Annotated in this window: 28 protein-coding genes and 1 pseudogene; 28 read left to right on the top strand and 1 reads right to left on the bottom strand. The window is 40.6% G+C overall.

From position 1 onward, the window contains the following. Positions 1 to 3: 3 nt before the first annotated feature. The 4 genes and pseudogenes from B9Z54_RS14895 (at position 4) to B9Z54_RS14880 (ending at position 2,456) form a co-directional block, all read left to right on the top strand. A complete protein-coding gene (locus B9Z54_RS14895; RefSeq protein ID WP_240189946.1) occupies positions 4 to 645 on the top strand; it encodes a 2'-5' RNA ligase family protein in 642 nt (213 codons plus the stop codon). A gap of 1 nt (position 646) precedes the next feature. Next, complete coding sequence (locus B9Z54_RS14890) at positions 647 to 1,237, top strand: GNAT family N-acetyltransferase (protein ID WP_345840745.1); 591 nt, start codon at positions 647 to 649, stop codon at positions 1,235 to 1,237. Continuing rightward, positions 1,197 to 1,603 (top strand): annotated as a pseudogene (locus B9Z54_RS14885) (DJ-1/PfpI family protein); the annotation flags it as partial. The gene B9Z54_RS14890 and the pseudogene B9Z54_RS14885, both read left to right, overlap by 41 nt. Before the next feature lie 313 nt (positions 1,604 to 1,916). Next, entirely contained in the window at positions 1,917 to 2,456 is a 540-nt protein-coding gene (locus B9Z54_RS14880) for a GNAT family N-acetyltransferase (RefSeq protein ID WP_345840744.1), read from the top strand. Positions 2,457 to 2,528: 72 nt separating this feature from the next. Here B9Z54_RS14880 and B9Z54_RS14875 read toward each other — a convergent pair whose 3' ends face one another. Continuing rightward, complete coding sequence (locus B9Z54_RS14875; protein ID WP_113929137.1) at positions 2,529 to 3,401, bottom strand: DUF6612 family protein; 873 nt, start codon at positions 3,399 to 3,401, stop codon at positions 2,529 to 2,531. A 161-nt stretch (positions 3,402 to 3,562) separates the two neighbouring features. Here B9Z54_RS14875 and B9Z54_RS14870 point away from each other — a divergent pair, with 161 nt between their 5' ends. From B9Z54_RS14870 to B9Z54_RS14755, 24 genes are all read left to right on the top strand, one after another. Next, a complete protein-coding gene (locus tag B9Z54_RS14870; protein ID WP_240189944.1) occupies positions 3,563 to 4,135 on the top strand; it encodes a 2'-5' RNA ligase family protein in 573 nt (190 codons plus the stop codon). 14 nt (positions 4,136 to 4,149) lie between these two features. Then, positions 4,150 to 4,536, top strand: a complete 387-nt coding sequence (locus tag B9Z54_RS14865) for a VOC family protein (RefSeq protein ID WP_113929136.1) — start codon at positions 4,150 to 4,152, stop codon at positions 4,534 to 4,536. Positions 4,537 to 4,702: 166 nt separating this feature from the next. Further along, positions 4,703 to 5,254: a GrpB family protein gene (locus B9Z54_RS14860; protein WP_113929135.1), complete on the top strand. Its 552-nt coding sequence runs from the start codon at positions 4,703 to 4,705 to the stop codon at positions 5,252 to 5,254. After that, positions 5,251 to 5,772, top strand: coding sequence for a GNAT family N-acetyltransferase (locus B9Z54_RS14855; RefSeq protein ID WP_113929134.1), 522 nt, complete (start codon positions 5,251 to 5,253; stop codon positions 5,770 to 5,772). The genes B9Z54_RS14860 and B9Z54_RS14855 overlap by 4 nt, the downstream gene beginning before the upstream one ends. A 207-nt stretch (positions 5,773 to 5,979) precedes the next feature. Further along, positions 5,980 to 6,150 (top strand): hypothetical protein, encoded by a 171-nt coding sequence (locus B9Z54_RS14850; protein WP_162785235.1) that lies wholly within the window; start codon positions 5,980 to 5,982, stop codon positions 6,148 to 6,150. Then, positions 6,150 to 6,383, top strand: coding sequence for an alpha/beta fold hydrolase (locus B9Z54_RS24905; RefSeq protein ID WP_205207717.1), 234 nt, complete (start codon positions 6,150 to 6,152; stop codon positions 6,381 to 6,383). The genes B9Z54_RS14850 and B9Z54_RS24905 overlap by 1 nt, the downstream gene beginning before the upstream one ends. Positions 6,384 to 6,543: 160 nt before the next feature. Continuing rightward, positions 6,544 to 7,386, top strand: coding sequence for an STAS domain-containing protein (locus B9Z54_RS14840; protein ID WP_113929131.1), 843 nt, complete (start codon positions 6,544 to 6,546; stop codon positions 7,384 to 7,386). Between the two features lie 379 nt (positions 7,387 to 7,765). Further along, a complete protein-coding gene (locus B9Z54_RS14835; protein ID WP_113929130.1) occupies positions 7,766 to 8,293 on the top strand; it encodes a sigma-70 family RNA polymerase sigma factor in 528 nt (175 codons plus the stop codon). Continuing rightward, complete coding sequence (locus tag B9Z54_RS14830; protein ID WP_113929129.1) at positions 8,283 to 8,993, top strand: LCP family glycopolymer transferase; 711 nt, start codon at positions 8,283 to 8,285, stop codon at positions 8,991 to 8,993. The genes B9Z54_RS14835 and B9Z54_RS14830 overlap by 11 nt, the downstream gene beginning before the upstream one ends. Continuing rightward, on the top strand, positions 8,963 to 9,289 hold the full coding sequence (locus B9Z54_RS14825) for a hypothetical protein (protein WP_113929128.1): 327 nt from the start codon (positions 8,963 to 8,965) through the stop codon (positions 9,287 to 9,289). Before B9Z54_RS14830 ends, B9Z54_RS14825 begins: the two co-directional genes overlap by 31 nt. Before the next feature lie 607 nt (positions 9,290 to 9,896). Next, positions 9,897 to 10,346, top strand: coding sequence for an NUDIX hydrolase (locus B9Z54_RS14820; protein ID WP_113929127.1), 450 nt, complete (start codon positions 9,897 to 9,899; stop codon positions 10,344 to 10,346). Between the two features lie 84 nt (positions 10,347 to 10,430). Further along, positions 10,431 to 10,835, top strand: a complete 405-nt coding sequence (locus tag B9Z54_RS14815; protein ID WP_113929126.1) for an NUDIX hydrolase — start codon at positions 10,431 to 10,433, stop codon at positions 10,833 to 10,835. 214 nt (positions 10,836 to 11,049) lie between these two features. Next, entirely contained in the window at positions 11,050 to 11,616 is a 567-nt protein-coding gene (locus tag B9Z54_RS14810; RefSeq protein WP_113929125.1) for an RNA polymerase sigma factor, read from the top strand. Next, complete coding sequence (locus B9Z54_RS14805) at positions 11,582 to 12,253, top strand: protein kinase family protein (protein ID WP_113929124.1); 672 nt, start codon at positions 11,582 to 11,584, stop codon at positions 12,251 to 12,253. The genes B9Z54_RS14810 and B9Z54_RS14805 overlap by 35 nt, the downstream gene beginning before the upstream one ends. Positions 12,254 to 12,268: 15 nt before the next feature. Next, positions 12,269 to 13,141, top strand: a complete 873-nt coding sequence (locus B9Z54_RS14800; RefSeq protein ID WP_113929123.1) for an ABC transporter permease subunit — start codon at positions 12,269 to 12,271, stop codon at positions 13,139 to 13,141. Then, positions 13,141 to 14,151 carry an ABC transporter permease gene (locus B9Z54_RS14795; protein WP_113929122.1) on the top strand — a complete coding sequence of 337 codons (1,011 nt, stop codon included), beginning with the start codon at positions 13,141 to 13,143 and terminating at the stop codon, positions 14,149 to 14,151. Before B9Z54_RS14800 ends, B9Z54_RS14795 begins: the two co-directional genes overlap by 1 nt. A gap of 343 nt (positions 14,152 to 14,494) precedes the next feature. Then, positions 14,495 to 15,028 carry a GNAT family N-acetyltransferase gene (locus B9Z54_RS14790; protein ID WP_113929389.1) on the top strand — a complete coding sequence of 178 codons (534 nt, stop codon included), beginning with the start codon at positions 14,495 to 14,497 and terminating at the stop codon, positions 15,026 to 15,028. A gap of 85 nt (positions 15,029 to 15,113) precedes the next feature. Next, positions 15,114 to 15,329 (top strand): hypothetical protein, encoded by a 216-nt coding sequence (locus tag B9Z54_RS14785; protein ID WP_113929121.1) that lies wholly within the window; start codon positions 15,114 to 15,116, stop codon positions 15,327 to 15,329. An 88-nt stretch (positions 15,330 to 15,417) separates the two neighbouring features. Next, positions 15,418 to 15,891 carry a GyrI-like domain-containing protein gene (locus B9Z54_RS14780; protein ID WP_240189943.1) on the top strand — a complete coding sequence of 158 codons (474 nt, stop codon included), beginning with the start codon at positions 15,418 to 15,420 and terminating at the stop codon, positions 15,889 to 15,891. Between the two features lie 970 nt (positions 15,892 to 16,861). After that, positions 16,862 to 19,447, top strand: a complete 2,586-nt coding sequence (locus B9Z54_RS14770) for a GNAT family N-acetyltransferase (RefSeq protein WP_240189942.1) — start codon at positions 16,862 to 16,864, stop codon at positions 19,445 to 19,447. Between the two features lie 26 nt (positions 19,448 to 19,473). Further along, complete coding sequence (locus tag B9Z54_RS25780; RefSeq protein ID WP_240189941.1) at positions 19,474 to 19,941, top strand: hypothetical protein; 468 nt, start codon at positions 19,474 to 19,476, stop codon at positions 19,939 to 19,941. A 120-nt stretch (positions 19,942 to 20,061) separates the two neighbouring features. Further along, complete coding sequence (locus B9Z54_RS14765) at positions 20,062 to 20,469, top strand: HIT family protein (protein ID WP_113929119.1); 408 nt, start codon at positions 20,062 to 20,064, stop codon at positions 20,467 to 20,469. An 85-nt stretch (positions 20,470 to 20,554) separates the two neighbouring features. Then, positions 20,555 to 21,355, top strand: a complete 801-nt coding sequence (locus B9Z54_RS14760; RefSeq protein WP_113929118.1) for a protein phosphatase 2C domain-containing protein — start codon at positions 20,555 to 20,557, stop codon at positions 21,353 to 21,355. A 207-nt stretch (positions 21,356 to 21,562) separates the two neighbouring features. Then, positions 21,563 to 22,000, top strand: a complete 438-nt coding sequence (locus B9Z54_RS14755) for a hypothetical protein (protein WP_113929117.1) — start codon at positions 21,563 to 21,565, stop codon at positions 21,998 to 22,000. The last annotated feature ends 312 nt before the right edge of the window (positions 22,001 to 22,312 follow it).

Genomic DNA, 22,312 nt, shown 5'->3' with positions numbered 1-22,312 from the left:
TCGGTGACTGCAGACTTTGACGAAGAGGAGCTCCAAGGAATACAGCTGAAAAAAGGACTCAAAAGGGGTTATATGTATATGTACTGGATCGTGGCACTATTTGATGAAGAAACTGAAAAGGAAATTAAACAAATCTGGAGAGAGTTAAGCGAAGAGTCTATTTCTTTTTATGGTGAAGAGATAAAGAATGGCAGACCGCACGTGACCTTAGCAAGCTATGAAGATATTGATAAGAAGAAATTCATAAGAAAATTGACCGACCTGTACAGCAATAAAAGAGAGATTGAAATCTGTTTCAATACACTGGGATCATTCCTTAACTATGGAACCCTATTTTTCTCGCCAACTGTAACGAAAGAATTAATGAATCTGCATGCTTCTCATTATGAGTTTTTCAAGGAGAACAGCGATGCGGCCAATTCGTTGTATATGCCGGATAAATGGATTCCCCACTGTACTCTTGCCAACAAGCTTCCTGAGGAAGAATTGGCGGCTGCCTTTCAATATTGCCTGAAAAGGAATGAATCCCTCACGGGTAAAATTACAGCAATTGGATTGATTGAGTTGGCAGAGGAACAAGGGGAACAAATGGAGGCTCCTATCATTCATAAGGTTCCCTTGAAAGCGAGGCCCAACCTTGTTTAAGGTGAAATTAGATGAACATTCTTATTTAGCGCTCTTACAGCAGGGGGATGCTGTTGAACTCTTTGAACTGATTGATGATAATCGGAAGTCTCTCGGGGAGTGGCTATCTTTTCCGAAGAAAACAATTTCAGTTGAAGATTCAGAAGTATTTATTCAAAAGTCTCTTACCAGATTTTCTTCAGGAAACGGATTTTGGGCTGGAATTTGGCATAAAGGCGTGTTGGCTGGATCGATTGGTTTTCTTTATGTGGATATTAACAACCGTAAAACGGAAATCGGCTACTGGCTGGGCGAGTCGTTCCAAGGCTGCGGACTCGTCACTAAGGCATGTAAAAAGTTTATTGATCATGCATTCAATGAATGGGAATTAAATAAAGTTGAAATCAATATGGCGTTCAAGAATACAAGAAGCAGATCGGTGGCTGAACGTCTTGGATTAATTGAAGAAGGAACCATCAGGGAATATGAATATATAAATGGAGAGTTCCTGGATCGTGTAATTTATGGAATAGTTAAGAAAGAATGGAAGGAATTAAGGGAGGAGGAATCCTATGAAGAAAACGGCGGTAGTGCTGTATCCTCAATTCAGTGAATATGAGGTGAGTGTTGCGCTGTCTATTTTGATGCAGGGGGACAAGCCGGTCATTATGTGTGCGGAGAGTACCTCACCCCTTAGAGGCGAGTCAGGATTAACATGCCTTCCTGATAAGGCGTTTCACGAAGTGGATATCAGTGAGATTGATAGTTTGCTCCTGCCAGGCTGCATGGATGTCATGTCACTTAATGAAGAAGCAGCTTTATTCGATTTTCTTAAAGCAGCAGGAAAAAAGCATCAGTTGTTGCGGGCATCTCCAGTTCACCTTATCTTCTGGCCAAAGCAGGTCTGCTCCATGGAAAAAGATACACGGTCGGATTGGTGGAAGAAGCTCGTGATAGGTCAGGAGTTTTTGAAAAAGAAAATTACTCTGATGAAATATTAGTGCAAGATGGAAAAATCATAACAGCCAGGGGCAGAGGGTTTGTCGAATATGGTGTCGCTTTTGGAAAAGCATTGGGGCTTGCCTTTGATGGGAGCTGGTATAAATGCTGAGTATTGACGGCGAAAGAATTTATTTGAAGGCTCTTTTCGTAAACTTTGTTGCTTTTTAATACAAATTTGGAGAAATCACGCCTAAATTCACCTTAAATATCCTGGTAAGCAAGAGAGAAAAGAGCTACTCACTACATGTAGAGAGAAACCCTAATATCCGGGGAAAAATCCGGCTCTTGGGATTTTTCCGAAAGCAACAATTTATGCGAAAACAGCCAATTTAAAAGAGCTTCAGGAATCGGATTGGAGGGGAGTCCACAACTATGCCTCTCATAGAATTTCAAGCAGATACCAGGCCTGGGAGCCGAATACAGAAGAAGATTCTCTTGAATTTGTTAAAAAAGCAGTGGAGGATGGAAGAAGAAAACCACGGACAAGGTTCATGTTTGTCATTATTCATAAAAGGGATGACAAGCTAATTGGAGCTGTGGACCTGACTATTAAAGACATACATAACGGAGCAGGTTCAATAGGATATATCATCCATCCTGATTGGTGGGGGAATGGATTTGCGACTGAGGCTTCTAAACTGCTGATTCATTATGGATTCAGGGAGTTAAAGCTTCATAGAATTTTTGCAACTTGCAGTCCTGAAAACTTGGCTTCCATAAAGGTATTGGAGAGGATAGGAATGAGCAGGGAAGGAAGAATGCGGGGGCACCTGAAGATGAAAGAAGGCTGGAGAGACTCACTGTTGTATTCCATTTTAGAAGATGACTAACAAAAAGGGGACGATATCATTTTTGACTTCGTCCCCCCAGCTGGTGAAAGTGGTTATATAGTTAAAGAAAAACTATTGACCAAAGGGTGACTCCATTTCCACAGCTGACTCTGTGACTTCTGCAGGCACCTCGATTGAATCAATTTCATTGAACTTGGAGAAGTTACTCTTCATTGTTTGATCGACTTTAACCATTTCGCCGTCCTGTTCCATCTCTATTTTTTGTGTAATATCCATCTTCACTGTATGGAAGCTTTCTTTATCAATCCACATTTTTAAATCCATTTTCGAAAGGGAAATTTCCTCCATTGCTCCTTGGAGAGAAGATTGAAGTTCGCCTTCCATCAGAGCCATTCCTTCTTTAAGAAGCTGATCCGCTTCTGCTCCTTCCAGAGAGAGCTCAAGGATAAACGTTTCATCATCCTGCTTAAAGGTAAAGTCATCAAGGTAAGGCTCAAGCTGCTTTAATTGATTTTCAGGAAGAGCAGATTCCTGCAGCGCGGCGTCTTTTAATAGGTCTGCCATTTCATTTGGAACCGTCGTCCATTCATTCTGTATGTTGTCTTTCAGATAAACATCTTTCTCTGTCAGGTACATCTCAACTTCTGCCAGTGGCAGTTCACTGCCTTCCATTTCATCCATTGTCATATTTACGGTTGAAGTCTGATACAAGGTTATCGGGTCCATGACAAGGTCAGTAGAAGAAGTAGTACTCATATTCGTTGATCCTTCTTCATTTGCTTCATCATGAGTGAGTTGTGATAACTCCATATCCATATGTACGCTGGATAATTCAGAGTCGGCCTTCTGGGAATTCATGAAAACTTCTTCCAGAGTCAAGTCACTCTTATTTTTTACATCATCTTCCGGCGAGGCGGTCATTGAACAGGCACCTAAAGATAAAGCGAGAGCAGCTCCTGCTAAAACTTTTGAAATTTTTTTCATTATTCCACTCCTTTTTCTCTTATAGTAAATGTACGATTCTAATTTCCAGAAAGTTTCAATTTTTGCAATAAAAGCAGGATTTTGTAATTTAAAGACAGGTGCAGGAAGGAAATTGGCATCAGGGACAAAGCAGGTTCCAGGCACAAACCATATGATAATTAATGTCAGCTTTGATTCAGGGAAAGGGGAGGATGAAAGTGTACGGAGTAGTTGCACTATTTGACGAGAAAACAGAGAAAGAGATTAGGAAAATTTGGAGAGGATTAAAAGAGCAATCTATTTCTGATTATGCCTTTCAAGTGATAGACCGAATTCCGCATGTTACCTTGGCGGGCTGCTCCAATATAAACGAGAGTGCATTTATGGAGAAAATGGAAGAACTCTATCATTCACAGCGTATTATCGATATTTCCTTCAACTCCATTGGATCGTTTATGAAATCAGGGACACTCTTCCTTTCTCCGGTCATGACTGAAGAATTGACAATGCTGCACCGAAAGCATCATGACGCTTTCCGAGAGTTTGATGGCAGTTCAGCTTCAGTATATGAACCAGATAAGTGGGTTCCGCATTGTACCTTGGCCAACAGGCTGCCTTTTGAAAAGCTGGCTGAGGCATTCAGGTTTTGTTCTGCAGGAATCGATGTTTTATCTGGTGCAATAACTGAAATCTCCTTAATAAAAGTACATGGAGATACAGCCCCTGTTATTTACTCAGTAAAATTGAAGCCATAGAAAGGAGCTAGTTGATGCTGCATCACATCGAAATATATGTTTCTAATTTAAATAAAACGGTTGAGTTTTGGGACTGGTTACTGAAAGAGCTTGGTTATCAAACCTACCAAGAGTGGGATAGCGGCCGCAGTTGGATTATGAACGACACCTATCTTGTGTTTGTTCAAGCGGAGGAACGCTTCCTCGATGTAGCCTATCACCGCTGCAGAGTCGGTCTCAATCATTTGGCGTTCCATGCACTATCTAGAAAACATGTAGACCAACTATCCGAAAAATTAAGAGAAAAGGATATAAATATTCTTTATTCAGACCGACATCCATTTGCTGGAGGAAAAGACTACTACGCCGTCTTTTTTGAAGATCCTGATCGAATTAAGGTGGAAATTGTGGCACCGGAATAATTAAAGGTTTTCAAATTTGCTGTATCTAAAGAGCTTTGTGTTTAGTAAGGATTTCTATTGACGCTTTAAATTGGAAAAATGAAGGCGTACTCCTGGGCCAGCAATCCGTTCCCCTTAAGTCACCCCTCAATTTTGGGGGAATCTTATAAACAAGGAGCCGATAGTTATGTTAGGTGTAAAAAAAGGACAAGTGATATTACATGAACATTCAAATGAATGGAAAATACTTTTTCAGAAGGAAAAACAAACCTTAATAAATACTATTGGTGAGTCAATAGAAGATATACAGCATTTTGGCAGCACTTCAATTGAAGGGATAAAAGCCAAACCAATCCTGGATATCCTGGTTGGCGTAAAAAGAATGGAGGACTTTGGCCAATTTAACAGGTCATCCATGAAAGCCGAGGGATATCATCACCTGCCTGGAGTCAGGCTAAAAGGAAAAGAGGTTTTTGCTAAGTTTTCTGATTTAGAAACTCTAACAAAAACACATATTCTCCACGTTGTCGAATATCAAGGAAAATGGTGGAACGAACATCTTGTATTTAGGGATTACTTAAACAGCCGTCCTGCAACTGCAAAAGAGTATGAGGATTTGAAAAGAAAGCTTTCCGTTCAATATCCTGATAATGAAGCTGAATATACAAAAGGAAAATATCATTTTGTACAAGAAATAGTGAAAAGGGCTAATCCAGAAGGAGACAGAGAAACAGAATGAACATTCATTTTGAAAAGTTAACCGATCCAACCATCGAAATAGCAGAGGCTATTAACCGCTGGGAGAATGATCCTGCATTGGTTCCGCTGATTCGTCCCAGCCAAAGCAAGTCTGCATTGGAGAGCATGGAAATCGTAACAGTTGATCAATTACATAAGCGTTTGGAGCATCACTCTACTTACTTGATATATTTAGATGAGAAGCTGATTGGAGACATGAATTTCATGATCGATCCCTCTCACCTTTATAAAAAGGAAGCCGGCACTGCCTGGATTGGTATAACAATCGGGGAAGCTGAGGGAAGAGGTAAAGGAATCGGATATCATGCCATGAGGTTTTTAGAGAGTGAAATTAAAAAGAAGGATTTTAAACGGATAGAGCTGGGTGTGTTCGAATACAACATACAAGCAAAAAAGCTTTATCAAAAGCTCGGCTACCGGGAAATTGGCCAAATAGAAAACTTCACATACTGGAAGGGCAGGATGTGGAAAGATGTCCGCATGGAAAAGTACTTATAATGTCAGATGTTAATTTCATGCGATATCTATCGGCAGCTGGGTGAAACTTCGCCGCCAAAGATTAAAGGGGGGGAAGAAGTTGGAATAAATTTATTTACTTCACGGATTTAAGGGGACAGTAAAAACGCACTTCGCAGATAAGATTTCTTATTTTGAGGGGAAAACGAATTGGTACCGCTCGATTTGCCAGGTCACGGCCAAAATGTATTGAAAAGATCAGGTTCTTATTTTGAAGAAGCCTTAAACTTCGTTGCTTTGCAACTTAAGGAAAAAGGCCCGGGATATAAAAGGGGCAGTGCTGACAGGGTATTCACCTTTTATCCCAGAAGAATTAAAACCTTTGATGGAAAAACAGTATGGATACTTTATGCATATTGATGAAAATAATGACTTATCATTACCCTTCTGTTTCAAAAGAGGATATACAGAGTCTCTCAGTCCCCATCTTGATACTGAATGGAATTAACGAAAAACACGAACTTGAAGCAGCTTATTACATAAAGGAAACAAACGAAGCTGCATTGGTGGAATTGGTTCCAGGCGCTGGCCACACGGCTAATATTGATCGGCCTGATACTTTTAATAAATTGCTGGAGAATTTTTTGAGATAAATCTTTATTTGCTAATAGCTTCCTTGATTCTATTTAAAAATCTCACAATAAAGTAGATATTCTTAAAAGAATGGTCATTCTTAAGAAATTTATGGAAGGATTTTTATCCATTATAAAGAATAATATTTGTATCTTGAAAAACTAAAGGAGCGTGTTCTTTGTGAGTACAGAATTCATAAATAAAGAAGAAATTTCCCAGTTCATTACAGCCAACAGAGAGAACTTCAAGGAAAAGCTTCTTTCTGAAGCACTCAATGTCAGAAACAAGATTCAGGATATTTTAGAAAAAGGTAATATTGACCTGCTGAAAAATGCAGAAAATTTAGCACTTTTTATTGCCGAAAGCAGAGAAGAAGAATTAATAGAATTCGCCAAAATCGAAGGGGTAGCCTGGGCGCAGCATTCTCTTACGCTGTCTTTTAAGTTGGAATGGGTACATGCCATAAGAAGAACCATATGGCATTTTCTTTATCAATACGAAAAATTAAATGAGAAAAATGAATTTTCCCGCAAGAAATTTTTTGAATTGGAAAAACAAATTAATGATAGAGTCGATCAGTTTCTGAATAATTTCTTCATCAGCTATTCTGATTTTAAAGATGAACAATTAATGTCTCAGCGCAGGCTTGTGGAAAATTTATCGGTTCCAATCATACCGATTAATTCAGCCATAGCGGTTCTTCCTTTGATTGGAATGATAGATGAGCACCGAGTCAACACTCTTGAAGAAAAGGTACTGATGGGGATCAGTTCCATGGGAATTCAAACCCTAATCATTGATCTCTCTGGAATCGCCGAAATGGAATTGGATGTGATTGTTCAATTCCAAAAGATTTTGAACGGCATTAAAATGATGGGCTGCAGATCAGTACTGACAGGTCTCCGAGTAGATCTAGTAAGAAATATGATTAACGCAGGGGTGTCATTTGAATCCGATGTTGAAACCAAAGGGACCTTACAGCAAACTTTGAATGAACATTTACTTGTAAGCAAAGAATTCTAAACAGCACAAAAAGTAAGAGCTGACAAAAGGAGCAGCTCTTACTTTTTTATTGTAATTGATTACAAGTTTTGAAATAATTGGAGAATAGATCATCGACCAGGTTCTTGAATTGAACGCTGGACATTGGCTGTTCATGGAAGTTGCTGCCTTAAGCACGATGATCGGATGGTATTATTTCTCCGTATCAAACTCCGGCATAACAGCGTTTTTCAGCATTATAGGACTTTTAAGTGTCGGATATCTATGTGTGGAAGTGAAACGTCAGAATAGAAAAAAACGACCAAAAATAAAAAATTCTCCCATATTGAAACTTTTTGTACGTAGTAAATCGTCAAATAATTAAATTCATAGACAGGTGAGGGGAAAAGGGAGCTGCAGCATGGAGAAAAGCAAACGTGATTCGTTACTGGAACAGATCATGGCGGAATATGGAGATGAGTTAGTCAGGCTTGCTTATTCCTATGTGAAAGATGCAGATATCGCCAAAGACATTACGCAGAATGCTTTTGTGAAGTGTTATAAAAAACTGGATTCTTTCAGGGGAGACTCCAAAATGAAGACATGGCTGTATCGGATCACAATCAATGAGTGCAAAGACCATTTAAAGAGCTGGAATCATAAAAAAGTTCAGGTAATGGATTACATACAGGAAAATACGAAGTCGCTGCTTCCCTCTGCTGAAACGACAGTCTTAAAGGAAGCAAAGAATCAGGAAATCAAAAATATCGTGCTTTCCCTGCCCAAAAAATATAGGGAAGTGTTGTATCTTTACTATTATGATTCACTGAATATAGAAGAAGTCGCAGAGGTGACAGACCTTGGGGTAAACACAGTGAAAACCCGGTTAAGAAGAGCGAAGGAAAGGCTTAGGATTAAATTGGAGGAGGCTGAAGTTTATGAAGGATAAAGATTTGGAAAAATCATTTAGAGAATTTCATAATGATGGCCTCGAATTTACTGAAGAAGACAAGAAAGAAGTTTTCCGCAAAATTGATGCTCAGCGAAACAGGAAGAGCAGTGTATTCTTTCTTGACTTAACCCGCCGGGCAGCTCCTCTGATGGCTATGGCTGTCCTCTTAACGCTCTCGATCGTTCTTGCTTACTCCTTGATTGGCGATGAAAACAGCCGGAATGCTGACCAGGCTGATAAAGAGACGGCTGTGGAAAGTAACGATGCGGAAACTCTTTTGTTTCTTTTGAAAAATGAAGATGAACGCACAGATTTGCATCTGCTCATCAGCTACAGCAAACAGAATGGAAGTATTAACTTAGCAACCCTCCCACGCGACACATATGTCCCTATAATTCCAAAACGTGATGGTGAACCGGATATGGAAAAGCTTACACATATTAATGCGTATCGGGATGGAGGAGAGTCGGTGAAAAAATCTGTTTCAACAGCATTGGATCTGCCAATCGATTACCATGTGACTGTGGATGAAAACGACTTCGTTAAGCTAATGAATACTATAGGTGAAACCAATCTGAACCTGGATGAAAAAAATCCTTATTATCGACGCAGGATAAGAATATTAAACTCCCAAAAGGCCCAAATTACCTTGATGGTGATGAAGCGGTGGCACTTCTGGCAACTTCCGGTGCCGTAAGTGAAGACAGTAATGAGTGGAGCGAGGATGACCGTTTGAAGCTTTCGGAAGCTGTGATGAAAAATCTACTCTCGCATGTTCGTCCTGATAGAATTAACACCCTGCTTGGTGACGCAGACACTAATGCTGATTTCGAAACCATCATTGGCGAGCTGGCAGCTACTCAATTGAATGCAATGAGAACCATTTCAATAGAAGAGCAAGTAAAGTCTGTATGGATAGATGAAACATATTACCTCCAATTTAAGGAGGGTTCAGAAAGCTGGCTCAAAAGCGAACTGCTGAGGTTCGACTAACTTTTTGATTATGCTGTACTCCAAATAATACCCCGGGGGCTTTTATAAGGGTACTGAAAAAGTCCAACAGCAAGTATAAAGGCAGAATCGCTCACTTCAGAGAGTGATTCTGCCTTTTTCACTTCAGTGGCTATAAAAGAGTATTGTTTTCAGTTAAAGGTAGACGACTCCGCTAGGGTGGAGCACGATGGAGTGGCTTTAAAGTGGAAGCCTTCTGCTCCTTGATTAAGTATCCAGCGTAAATTAAGGGGAGATTTTCCCTCTAATTTCAATTTTCAGCTCATACTGGAGGAAATAGAGGGAGTTTTTCCCCTTATATGAAAAAAAGCATCTATTATTTAGAGTTTTAATTCAAATAAGGGGAACTTTTCCCTCTATTTGAGCTGTTTTCAGTACTTTTTAGTAAAATAAGGGGAATTTTTCCCTTTATTATTAAATGCATTGATTGTTGTTAAGTGCCTCTGATTTCTGTTCCTTTTTAAAGTTCGGTTTATCTTGAATGTTCTCGGGCTCTTGTATGAGAAAATAAAGGTGTTTTACAACTAGTGAACCACATGTGTTATTTATAGACGTAGATAGAATATAAGATGAATTGAGGAGAATAATGATGGATTATGTTAAAAGCTTAAGAGAAGTAGTGGGAACAAGACCATTGATCCTACCCGGAGCTGTGGTGCTGATCTTTAACTCGCAGGATGAAGTGCTGCTTCAGCATCGCACGGACGGGGGTTGGGGGCTTCCAGGCGGTTTGATGGAACTGGAAGAAAGTCTGGAGGATACAGCAAGAAGAGAGGTGCAAGAAGAAACAGGCTTAACTATAGGGAACCTTGATTTGGTAAATATCTTTTCAGGTCCTCAATACTATTTCAAAGTTTCCAATGGAGATGAGCTCTATTCTGTTACGGCGGTTTATTCCACAACCGATGTGAAAGGGAGCATCATAATGGATAAGGAAGAATCTTTGAATCTGCAATACTATGGGCTGCAGGAATTACCTGAAGGACTGAACGAAGAATATAGAGGGTATATCGAGGCTTATATTGAAAAGTGTAAGTAAAGCACTCGTTTAGTTGTTGTTAAATCTGTTCAGGAGTTCAAAAGCTTGTTTAGGACTGCATCAAAAAAGAAAGGGTGAGAGCACATGAAACCTATCTATTCCCTATCGGCTGGCGCTGTTGTCCTTAATGATGACGGAGAGATACTTCTTATCAAGGGACCCAAGCGCGGCTGGGAATTTCCTGGTGGTATCATTGAACGTGGGGAAACCATTGCTGACGGTATTATCAGGGAAGTAAAAGAAGAATCAGGCATCGTAATGGAGATTACAAATTTCTGTGGAATCTATCAAAACTTAGAATTGAATGTCTGTGCGACCTGCTGGCTGGGCAGAGCTGTGGGAGGCAGGCTGCAGACAAGTGAAGAGAGCCTCGAGGTTGGCTTCTATTCGATTGAAGAAGCTTTGGAAATGGTGAAGTGGGGCAATTTCAAAGAACGAATTGAGAAGATGTTGTCTCCAGATCAACATCCATTTTTTGTTGCCTTTTAACTGTTGATGAGATGGAAGCTTTGAAAAAGACCTTGCATGAGGAAGATTTTTTTGCTGTATACTTAGTCAGCTTCATTTTAAGAACCGTTGAGAGGGGAAAAGCTGCAGGCTTAATTCGGACATTAATTTACTTCCTTTAAAAAAATAGAATTAAGACCGAACTATTTGCGCTTAACAAGAGTAATACATATGAGAATCAAGAAAGGAGGAAGAGATGAGTTTGCACCTGGATGAATCAGAAGCCCACGCATTATTTAACGAGTTCAGGGATTATGTGTTCAGAACAGCACTGCTTCTGACCAAGTCGAGAAGTCTTGCGGACGATATCACGCAGGAAACATTCATCAGGATTTTAACCAAGTATCATACATATGACCAGACCAAACCTATTAAACCCTGGATTTATACTATAACTATTAATGTCACAAGGTCGATTATGAAAAAACAAAAATGGATAGACAGGTTTTCTATATTTACTGAAAACCTAGAAGATGACCGGATCAATTCGCTTGAAGACACTTTCCTCCACAATGAAGAAGCGAAGGAACTGTGGGGAGCAGTTAAAAGATTGTCTGTAAAAAGCCGGGAGATTCTCATTCTTCACTTTTATTTGGAGTTGACCCTCAGGGAGTCGGCCAATGTCCTGGGAATACCTGAAGGAACGGCAAAATCAAGGCTGAATACAGCGCTGAAACAATTAAGGCGGATGGATATCAAGAGGTTTTCACAACGGGGAGGGGAAATGGTTGAAGGATCAGGATTTCTCAAAACTTTTCGATGAGGTAGATAAAAAGGAAAACTCGTCGGTAGAATTTGAAACGATCTGGAGGAAGGCGAACAGGAAGAATTGGACTCAAAAATATTTTCAATCTTTGAAATACAATCTCGCTCTATTATGTACTCTATTATTTCTTACTCCCGTTATAGGAAGCTATCTTGTTCAATCCTCTCCTGAAGACAAATACAATGAAGCCTCTCTTTATAATGGACAGTCTGTTATTCAAGCAACGACTATGAGGAAAGGGCAGGAGGCTATTATGGAAGGAGAAAGCTCGCTCCCTGACGGCACGATTCTTGAAGCCAGCCTGGTGGGAACCGACCTGCAGACCATTATCAGGGAAGAGGAAATCTCTATTGGTAAGGGTGGAGCTTTTTCCAAGTCCTTTGCCATTCCTGATACAAGAAAGGATTATGTGATCTTATTGGAATTGTTTCCTCACACTCAAAAACCATCCATTCAGAAAATGATCGGGCGAAAGGGTGAAAATCTATATAACAGCAGCCAGGTTGCGGGAGTATATCATTATTTTATAGATAAGGAACTCTATACCGGGTTCAAATTATATGGAAATATTGATCGAAAAATTATCAACACAGAGAGAATTATGTTCGGCAGCTTAAAGAGTGCCATGCCATAAGAGGGGGGAGCCAATGTGAAAGTATTTCAAAGAGTGGTTGTATTTGCAGTATCGTTAGTGGGTATCGTTCTTGCTGGCGGACTGCCTGCCCTACTATCAGGACTTAATGAGAAAACTTTGAACTCCTCACAATACTGGCAAGTCCTCAAAGGAATAATAGATGATCTGTTAAACCCTGGCTCACTGACCTACACAGTGATAGGCGGGCAGAAGGAAAGGGATCTATTTCCATATCTTTTTGATCCGATTCAGTATTCATTGACTGTTCTGTTCTCATCTTTCTTATTGGCACTGGTTCTTGCCCTGGTTTGTACAATAGTATCGATGCTTTTTAGCGAGCGTGTTCGCAGCAGAATTAAACTGGCACTCTATTTCCTGGAGTCTTTGCCAGATCTTTTAATCATTTTGATGGCACAATTGATCATTGTGTACTACTATAAAAAATCCGGAATCCTGCTTTTCAATACAGCCTCAACCTATGAAGAGAAGGCCTATTTTCTACCCATTTTACTCCTTGCGATTCTGCCGGCTATCCAGCTTTTCAGGGTATCCATTCTGTCTTTTGAAACGGAGATACAGAAAGACTATGTTCTTCTTGCAAGGTCCATTGGTGTTGGAAAGCTAATGATTCTTATTTCCCACGTACTGCGAAATTCAATCGTAAGTGTATTTTTTCAATCCAAGAAAACGGTTTGGTTCATGCTCTCCAATCTGTTCGTTATTGAATTGCTTTTCAACATACCTGGGATCACCAGATTTTTAATGTCAACCATGCAGCCGGTCCTTTTTGTTTTATCCCTGCTCTCCATATTCATTCCTCTTTATTTATTTTACAATCTTGGGGAGTTGGTATTGTCCAATAAAGCCAATAGAGGGGAGGAGTTGTAATGGAGAGGAGTGTGTGGAAGAATCCTCTTTTTCTCTCGGGATTTATCATTATTGTACTATTTTTGACAACCAGCTTTATATACAGCTTTCTCTGGGGAAACGAGGTCAGAAAACTTTACTATATTTCGGTTGATAATGTCCTGGTGGAATCAGCACCCATATCTCCAAAATGGTCCTTTCCTTTTGGCACGGACCCTCTTGGCCTGGATATGCTGGGGAAGATTATTATAGGGGCAAAGTATACAATTCTGGCTTCACTTGCAATAGGGTTTCTTCGTGTATTTATAGCACTCCCATTTGCGTTTCTGATTGGAATTTATCTTCAAAAATACAAAGGGATTTTTACTGGAATAGTAGACTCCTTTCACTTTATTCCCATGTCCATACTGGCTTATTTCTTGCTTTATCCGATCCTGTGGGAACCTCCTCAAGGGTTTTCTACTTCTATGGCAGAAAGGTTTATCCTTGAAGGACTTGTGCTGATCTTTCTGATTGTGCCGGTTCTTTCTGTTCTTTTGGGGAATGAAATTGCTAGAGTGAACAAAGAGGAATTCATCTCAAGCGCCAAAACGCTGGGTGCGGGAAGATTCAGGATCATCTTCAAGCATATTCTTCCCGCACTGCGTGAGAAAATTGTAATCCTTTTTGGACAACAGATTATGCAGACCTTGATCATCTTCATTCACTTAGGCTTGCTGAAACTGTTCTTGGGCGGAACAGAAGTAGATTATCAGCTAGTCAATGATCCGCCGCAATCATCCACCAATGAATGGTCCGGGTTGATAGGTGACACGTTCCGGTATCTGCAAGGAGCTCCCTGGGTCCCGTTGACTCCCATCCTCTCCTTTGCGCTTGTCATGTTTGCTGTTGCGCTTATGATGGAAGGATATATCAGGGCATCGGCGGGTTATTCTTACTATGGACGGAAGTTTAAGAAGAAGCCTGAGACTTCTGGACAAAGAGTTAAAAACGATGTCAGTAAGGCTGATTTTGTAAGAGTGGAATCATAGAGTCGCAGGGTAGCTTTAAAAAAAGCAGAATTAGAACGGGTTTCAAGATTGAAACTATCTCTTTCAATATTAAAATTTATATTGCGGGAAGTAGAAACTAAATAAAGAATGAAGGCCGGAATCAACATAATTCCAGTCTCTATTTATTCTTTGAGCTTTTAGCTCGTCTCATTTTTTGCAGATGCTATAATAGAATTAAATTTGAATAATCTGAAACATTGTGGCTGATTGCTTCGTCTAAAAAGTACAGCAAAATAGTTATCAATAAAGGTGTGTCTCTTATGTCCAAGGGGAGACATGCATTAATAAGATAAGAGGTGCGAGATTGGATTCATTTACATATATGATTGAAACAGACCGTTTGATAGTCAGACCGTTAATTCAGGAAGACTATTCTGCGTGGCTGAATGGCTTCAGTGATAGAATGCCTTCACAGTATAGACATGAACAAGGAAAGCTGGATATGGAAGAATGTACGGTAAATTGGTTTGCAAGTTTAGTTGAAAAGCATCAATCTCTGGCAAAGAATGACACTGCCTATGTCTTTGGAGTGTTTCGAAAGATGGACGGGAAACATCTGGGTATGATTGATTTTTCAACTCTGGCACGGGAAGATTTTCAATGGGGCAGGATCGGTTATACAATACATAATCAGTTTTGGGGCAAGGGTTTTGGGAAGGAAGCTGTAAAAGCAGCTTTGAATATTGCTTTTTCCTACCTGAAATACCATCGGGTTGAGGCACACATCAATCTTGATAACCAAAACTCTTTCAGGTTAGCCGAAAGTGTCGGAATGGATTTCGAGTGTGTGAGAAAAGGGTTCATTTATGAGTTTGGGGAGTGGACGGATAACCTGATCTATTTTAAAAATGCTTAAAAGTATTCACCCCCTATTAATAGAATAAAAGCGATTTAAAAAGGTCCATAGAAAGAGTTGAGAAATGGACCTTAAGGAGATGGTTATGAAGGATAGAGCATTAAGGACTGCCTATATCGCGTTAAATGCTTTTTGTTATCTTATGATGATTGGCGTCTTGATATTTGTTGTACTCACTGCGGAAGCTCTCGAGGAAATCAACCGCCTTTCAATCTGGGTGATTGCGTTGTTATCCTTGCTCTTTGTTTCTGTTCTTGGTTCCATTCAGATTGTTACCTGGATTAAAGAAGGGAAGCTTTAATGCAGTAAAAGGATGGCATTTCCCGAGGAAAGCTGTTAATCAGGTTTTCAATAAAATTTGAAGTAAATCAATAAGGGAGGGCTTCAAGTTGGAAAATGCGCCAGTTATAACAAGAAAGATAAAAATGGAAGAAATCAAGTTAGCAGGATTACGGGTCCTTTGTCCAGGAGATCAATATATCAAGGAAATCCCAAAGGCATCGCTGCGTTTGGAGAATCGTATGTCAGAAATCAGCCACATCGCAAATCCCCACCGGCAAATCGGGGCTTTTAAGGTAGAAGAAAGTACGGAAGCTGAGGATGGTTATTGGGTTTGCGTGGAAGTGACTGCATTTGAGGATGTACCGGAAGATATGGTGACCTTGACGGTTCCTGCTCAATCGTATGCTGTTTATCATCATCAGGGCTCCAACAAAGATATAATGCAGTCGTATGGGTATTTGCACAAGTGGATCGATGCGAGTGGCTATAAGAGGTTGAAAGGGAGATGGCACCTTGAACTTTATTCCAGTTGGGCAGACCCTGAAAGGCTGTCGGTTGAATTATGTGACACGGTGGAATGACCAGTAATTCCATAAGGCAGCTTTCCAGCGATACCGCACCTGCTGTCGTCATTTAGATTGCATTTAGTATATTTATGAGGAGGTAAAGGTAAATAGGACGCAGGGAGATTTATTACTGTTAAGCTTCTATACCCGCCTCCTTTTACCTTTTCTAAGCACTCTTTATAGTTGAAGCTGGCAGGCTGACGGGACAGTTAACTAGCATATGGCTTTGGTTATAAGTATACAGTGCCATAGGTTCTATTATTTCTGTATTACAAAAAAGCTCTTTTAATGAGTTTTTTGTAAAGTTTGATGCTATTTAATATGAAATATAAACCATTACTTTTTAAGGAAACTCATGTCAAGCAATAACTTAAAGATTTTCACTTTCCTTTTAGATAGAAACACCTTAATATCGATGGAAATTAGAAAAATGTCTGTTGCTTTACTTTTTACCTCATCTCTAAAGGATTGGAGCGGAAGCCGGACGACCTCCTGCGGGACTAGCGGGACAGGTGAGACCCCGCAGGCGAATCCAGCTCCAGCGGCCAGCACCTAGCGGATTTCGGTCTCCTTCCTTGCGATAAGTCATCATCAACTCACGTTGTTCGTTGTGATTCCTTTATTTCATGCAGGAGCCCTACAATCCGTACGGTGCTGAACGGCCGCTTCCGCTTTATATGAAGCCGAGGAGGCTCACCGCCCGCCCCGCGGAGTCGTCTGGCTGGAGAGGAAATCGATTATTTCAACACCCATAACCTTTTCAAAAAAGCCTATATAAAATAGCTTTTACACAAAATTAATTATCTGTCAAATTAGAATATTCTTTACATAAGCTGCATATCATTTTAAACTGTTGAAGGAGAAGTAAGATTTTCCAACCTATTATTAGAAAGGAGGAGATGATGATGATCAAAGTCATCGAAGTAGTCCATAAAAGTAATATAAGAGAGGTTAGATCCATAAAAACGTAGCTCAGGAGGTTCTTATGAAAACAACAACAGAACAAGTGAAAATTGTGGAATATCATGAAGGTCTGGCAAAAGGTATTGCTAAGATGTGGAACGAAAGCAGGGAGAACTGGGGAGGAGATTCGGTGGTGACGACCGAATCAGATGTCATCGAGAAAGAGTCCAACTCTACGAATCTTCATCTGTTCCTGGCACTTGTCGGTGAAGAAGTAGTAGGGTATTGCGGTCTGTCACAGTACAGGGAAGATACAGGAGCTCTATATATCCCGCTGCTCAATGTTCATCCTTCATATCAAGGTCTTAAAATCGGAAAGCAGCTGGTTCTTAAAGCATTGGAGAAAACAATTGAATTGGATTGGCCAAGGCTGGACTTGTTCACATGGGCAGGAAACACCAAAGCAGTACCGCTTTACAAAAAATGCGGTTTCTTCTGGGAAGAAAGAGATGATAGTACTCATCTAATGAACTTTATTCCTCTCGTGATGAGCATCGGCTGCCTGCGTCCTTTTTTTGAAAAGCATGATTGGTACTCGACAAGCGAGCGTGTTATTGAAGTGAAACCGGATGGGATAAGGGAAAACGACTATACGTATTTTGAATACAATTGGAAAGCAGGCGGGGAATTTGTCCGGGTACAGGTGGAACGAACAGGCCGCGGCATCCGTCTTATCGAGACTCAGGACTTCCTCATTGAGATGAGTTTGAAGGACTTCAAACTGCTTGAAAAAGAGGAGCATTCAGCAGCTTACAAAGTGGTGAATAAAACAGGCAGCCCAATAGAGGTCACTCTTACGGGCGAAGATTATGAGAATGTGGAGCATTCCTTTTATCACACTTGCATCGTGGAAAGTGATTGGGCAGAAGCATTCCCGGTAAAGGTTTCGATTCCAGAACGGGAACCGAGCCCTTGGAAAACACATCCGGTGGTAAGCGCTGCCCTTACAATTAATGATTCTCCCATCCCGTTGAGTTTGGGTGTGTTTCCGAAACAAGCAGGAAAGGTCCATCTCCGCTCAACAAAAAAAGACTGGAGAGCGGGACAAGAAGGTTTCGTCCATTTGGATTTCGAAAGCCAGTTGGAAGAGGATTGTACTTTTCAAGTTGTGCTGCCGGACAACCAACTGCTGGATTGGGGCCGTAAAGAGGTAGCTGCAGATATTAAGGGAAAAGGGAGAGCGTCCTTCCCAATACCTGTTAAGCTTCTGAAAAATGGTTTCCTGTCCGAGGAAATAGAAGTGAGGGTAGAGCGGGAAAATAAAGAAACCATCACCTTTGAAACGAATTTGCTGCTTGCTTTCCCTGGATACGGGAGCAAATTCGGAGGAGAAACAGAAGAGCATTGGTATGGATATAATGGTCCTTTTTATGTAGAAGTGGAGAAGCGGAATCATATAGTCAAAGCTGGTTCGATCTATTCTGCCGGAGAAGCTATGATTATTTTCTCTCCTAAGCTTGGAAAGCCATTCAGTGAGGAATTCTCCAAAAAAGAAGCAAGTCATATAGAATTCATCGAGCTTGTCGAAGGGCTGGTGATGAAGACATCCCTGGAATCTGATGCCTTTCCTCAAGTGACATTGAATACGTATTTAAAGGTGTTTGGAGACGGGCTGATTGAAATCGATCATGAGATCATCAATAAGGGAACAGAATCACTGGACGGTATCTTTCTTCTTCAGCCAATTTACCCTGAACTGAAAGAAATGGCAATTCCCCAAAAAAGCGGAGTCATCATCGGATCTGAAGCCTTCATTCCATTTATGGATTATATAAAAGACAAAGAAATATCTGAAAGCTGGATCTTTGTTGCTGCAAATAAAGGGGATACTACGGGACTCTCTTGGCCTAATGAAGCGAAGGGAAGAAAAGATGACTGGCGATTCGGGATTGAGTATGCAGTGGACTCAATCAAATCTCAGGAAAAGGTTTGTTTTGGTCCTATTTCAATCGGGATTAATACTGCACCGACTTGGGAACGCTGGAGGGAATTCGTAATTGGCGAGGAAGCACCAAGGCTGAAAGAGGTCCCTCTTTATGCACTGGAAGCAGCTGGAGGAGATTTCATATCAGAAGAAGGCGAGACGGTAGAGTACTCATTCCGTTCCATGCTGACACCTTACCTCTCTGGCAGCTTGAAGCTGAATAGTGAGGGAGAACTCTTTGAGAGATACTTACGAAAAGAAGATGAAGCAACAAAAATAAGTGTTCAGACAGAACATAATACTCCAGGATTGAAACGTATTAAAGGACATTTTCATGCTCCTGGCCAAAGAGCGGACTTGGAAGCGATTCATCTCGTAAAAGGAAAAAGCGAAGTGAAGGTGGAAGAAGTCAGCGGAGTTTGGACTGTGGATAATGGCGTGCTTTCCTTCAAGGCTTCACCTGCCTACTTCCCTGGCGTTTATTCCTTACTAGCAGACGGTAAAGAAACCCTTCACCACCAATTCCCGGAAGCGGGGCCGAAAGCCTGGTGGAACCCGTGGGGAGGGGGAATGCGGTACTTCTTACAGAATGTGAGTCCTTATTCAATGATGAAGGAAAAACAAGGGCTGAATCGATTACAAGAACCGACCAAAATGGTCATAGATGGACAGGAATATGCCTGACGACAGAGTTCAATGAGCATGAAAATATGAAGGGTATTATTTTGAAACAGTATGCTTTGACTCTGCCCCAAGTCGGGGTTCTTGCCTGCTATGCGGAAGTCCACCAACAGGCAGGACGTACTTTCAAAGGGGAGCTTCTTGACATGGAAGCCTTCTTTAAACCGGGAGATGAACTCTCCTCCTGTTATGCCATGGTCCCTTCTGACGGAGTATTTGATAGGTATTATGCCGGTGTCGAAGAATTCATGCTGGGTGAATCAGAGTATGTGACAGTGGGATCAGATGACCGTGAAGACAGCATCACCCTTATTCATTCAGACTCGAGGAAGCTTTCTGAACTCTATATGAACCAGGAAGTATTCGTTGCTGCATCAACCGTTGATTGGTCGGCATCAAGCGGGGAAACGGTAACAATTAAACCGACCTTTATGCTATTTGGAGATAAAGAGCTTACTAGAGCGATTCACCCTTTTAAAGGGGTCACGTTTCGATAGAAAATATTAATCGAGGGGTAGTGTTCTGCGGTTTCTGCCAGCAGGACACTCCCTTTTATTTGTTTTTGTTTTGTACTAGTTTGTGAGAAATGCCTTGAAAATACAGTAGGAGGAATTATTATGAATGAGAACACTGATTGCCCATTTTGCCATCCTGGCAGGGATCCAGAACAAAATATTATCTTTGAAAATGAAACTTGCTATTTTCTTCAGCACAATCAGCACCAAGGAGTACTCATAGGAAGCGGAGTCATAGTGCCAAAGAAGCACCATGCTGACGCTTTTGATTTGACTCCGGAAGAGTGGAAGGATACCTATGAATTACTGCAAAGAGCTAAAGGTTTTCTCGATGAGAAATATTCTCCAGATGGCTATACACTGGGCTGGAATGTGGGAGAGGTGTCAAATCAATTCATTTTCCACAGCCATTTACATATTATCCCCCGATACAGTGATGAACCGCTGGCTGGGAAAGGTGTGCGTTATTGGCTGAAACAGCCTGATAACAAAAGACCGATTTCAGAGTGAAAAAGCTTTTGTTAAATGGAAAGCTCAAGTATGAAGAAAAATGAATGATTTTTATAAGCCATTTACATAAAAAGGAGAAACTAAAATGATTAAAGAATACAAATGGACAGGCAGCGAAAAACATTTTGTAGACGAAATCCATCTTAAGGAGATTGAAGGGGTTATTGCCGGCCACTTTGGCGGAAATTCAGCATCCGGCCAGACAAAAAATGAGGATGGCTGCCTGGTCTGGGTTGATAAGAAGAGGGATTGGGAATTCGCTCTTCTGCTTGATGCCCACAATACCGCGCAAAGTGCCGAACTGGTGATAAAGGAAATCTATTCACATAAAGAAACCATTTTCAGTTTAATGGATTTGGAAATTGAGAATTGCTTTGAAAAACTGCATGAATTAATCCTTGCGGCATTTAAGGGAGAGCCTTTCAAGGAAGCTTGTAAAACTATACAGGGAGAGACGGCTTGCCTCTTTGTTGTTAGAAAAGGAAATTATTTATTCTGGTTTTCAGTGGGAGATTGTTTGCTGTACCTTCACCATCCTGATCTGTCAAGGCTTGGAGAATATCAGCAAAACCACCGCAGCTTTTATGAGTGGGTTGGCGAGAAGAGTACGTTTAATAAAGCTGTTCCATGTTACAGCACTGGGATAAAAGAGTTAAGGTACGGAATGAATCATATACTCTTAACAACTGATGGATTAACGGAATGTCCGGGTACTCAATTTGACCAGCCACAAGAAATTTTTTCGGTTTTTGAAAATTCCACTCATCTGGAAGGAGTCCGCAATCTCCTTCAATCTATAAAGGTCAACCATGTCAGGGATAGTACGACTATTGTGTCTTGGAAAATTAAAAATCACAGAGAGTCCACTATGCCTTCGGACTCTTAGGCGATTGGCATGTGGTTGCATGAGTGGTTTCTTCCAGTGTAAGATATGTATTCATAGAAGGAGTGGTACTCAGATGGTCACTTTCTGGTTAAGCATGAACCACAAGTGGAGGTCCTATCTCAACTGATGTCCACTCAAATAAGAGTACTCGATTGTTTAACAGGTCACAGCTTTACTAAAAGAAAAATCTGAAAAGGAAGGTGAGTTATGAAAAAGTGGCAGGCGGCACTCTTTATGCTGATAGTTTTTGCAGCAGGCTATTTGGCGGGAATTTTCTTTTCTGAAGAAGAAGTTTCCAGGGAAATCAGAGTGGGGTATCAGGACAGCAAAAGAGAGGATGTAATCCATTTCAATAAAATCATTAAAAATACAGAGAACCAAAATGCAGTGGATAATATTATGATGATTTTTATGGCAAAAGATAGAATCGAGGAACCAGGAGTAAATCTTGATAAACCAGATTTTTTCATAAAAGTGCTTAGCCCAAAGCAATATACCAGTTTAATAGATTCGAGAATTTGGTTTGCAGATGATGGAGCGGTAATAGCTGATAGATCAGGTGAAAGCTGGGAAAATGTCAAGTATTACTCTATTCCGAAACCGGCTGCTGACTATCTAAAAGAAACGATTGGATATAAGGAATAATAGTATAGTAGGAGAACAATTAAATCGGACATTGTAAGTGATGGAATACCTGGTTATGTTGTCATGTTTTTGTAATAAATGTAAAATAGAAATGTTTATGTTTGCATTGCTCATAATCCATATGATGCATATAGCGTTACTGTTGGCATTCTACTTGAATGAATATCATACTATTCAAAGGTAAAATCATCCATGAAATAAGGGTTCTACGTTTCTTGAAAAGCCATTTAGAGAAGGGTAAGACCTCTTCGATAATTGCCTGAATAACCTGGTATTAACACTACTGTAACAAGCCCGCTGGCTTTTTTTAGT

The organism is Bacillus sp. P14.5, assembly GCF_003316765.1.
Lineage (GTDB): Bacteria > Bacillota > Bacilli > Bacillales > Bacillaceae_B > Rossellomorea.
The sequence above is the reverse complement of the archived record's forward strand: the minus strand, read 5'-3'. Positions and strand labels throughout refer to the sequence as shown.